Genomic DNA, 1,387 nt, shown 5'->3' with positions numbered 1-1,387 from the left:
AAGAAAAAAGAGCAAGAGCAGAAGCAGAAAGAATAAAAAGAGAAAAAGAAGAAGAAGCAAAAAGAGCGAGAGCAGAAGCGGAAAGAATAAAAAGAGAAGAAGAAGAAAAAAGAGCAAGAGCAGAAGCGGAAAGAGCAAAAGCGCAGGTACAGGCGCAGGCACAGATGCAGGCACAGATGCAGGCACAGGTGCAGGCACAGGCACAGGCGCAGGCACAGGTGCAGGCACAGGCGCATAAAACACCAATATCAACACTAGACCCCCAAAAAGCGTTAGAATCTGCAACGCCCGCTTTAAGGATGGAATCAGGGCAATCAATACAATCAAAGGTAGTGCCAGGATCAACAACAGGATCAGGACAAAGGTCAATGGTAGTATTGGGACCAAAGGCAGCGCAAGAGTCGACATCAAATACAAAGCCTGGGACAATGTCAGCGCAAGGAGTACAATCAGTACAAAATCAAATAGAAGGAACAAGAGTAGATCAAGAGACAGGACGAAGGATAACAGTACAGCAAGGACACGGATCAGTGCCAGAAAGAGTGCAAATAAATCAATCAATGCAACCAACAACAGGTCAAAGATCTACGCAAGGACAAGACGGTTGGGACTTTTTCAACGAAATCAGAAAACAATCTGATAATAGGCAGGCACAATCTAAACAACTAGAAAAGATATATAGCGCTATCGTAAATAATCCTCAAAAATCTCAAAATTTAAATAACGCTATCGTAAATAATCCTCAAACATCCAATAATTTAGGAAATGGAAAGAATATTTTTCTCCAAAAATTATATTTATCTTATGATAAAAGAGAGGAATTTCTATCAGAAAATGAGAGAAATGTACGCACAGAATTTACAGAATTTGAAAAAAAATTAAAAAATACTGAAGATAAGAATGCCTTATCAAAGCGTGATGATGTACGTAAATCTATTAATGAGTATAGACAATACACAGCAATCATTGACAAAGTTATAGCTTTAAAAACTGCTGAAAAAATAAGAGATCATTCAGGAAAAATTTTGGGGCTATCAAACAAAATCCAAGAAGTCAAAGGTGCGAGAAATGTAACAGAATTACAGACACGTATTAAGACTCAATTGGCCATGAGTAAAAATGAATCTACGCAACTGCAAATGGCTGCACATTTACGCAATGCAGAGCAAGCGCTCATGAATCAACAAAAACGCCAACATAACATGAGAATCTTTGATAGTAAAAATACAACAATACCAACTATACAGTAAAATTCTTAAAACCAATACTGCCCATATTTACGGTTTTAAAGTGAATAAATAAAAAACTAAGAGGTAAAATGAACTATCCCGACAATCTTGAAGGGATAGTAGTAAGAAGTACAACCTGCTTCAAATAGTCTTAAGTA

At 37.3% G+C, this 1,387-nt stretch carries 1 protein-coding gene; it reads left to right on the top strand.

Annotated elements, in window-relative coordinates; genetic code table 11:
* The coding region (locus tag V5N68_RS06080) for a type IV secretion system protein (protein WP_332066282.1) at positions 1–1,250 on the top strand (1,250 nt) is incomplete at its 5' end.
* Positions 1,251–1,387: the final 137 nt, after the last annotated feature.

The sequence above is a fragment of the Bartonella eidoli genome, assembly GCF_036576145.1.
GTDB lineage: Bacteria > Pseudomonadota > Alphaproteobacteria > Rhizobiales > Rhizobiaceae > Bartonella.
This window is presented reverse-complemented; position numbering and strand designations above follow the sequence as displayed.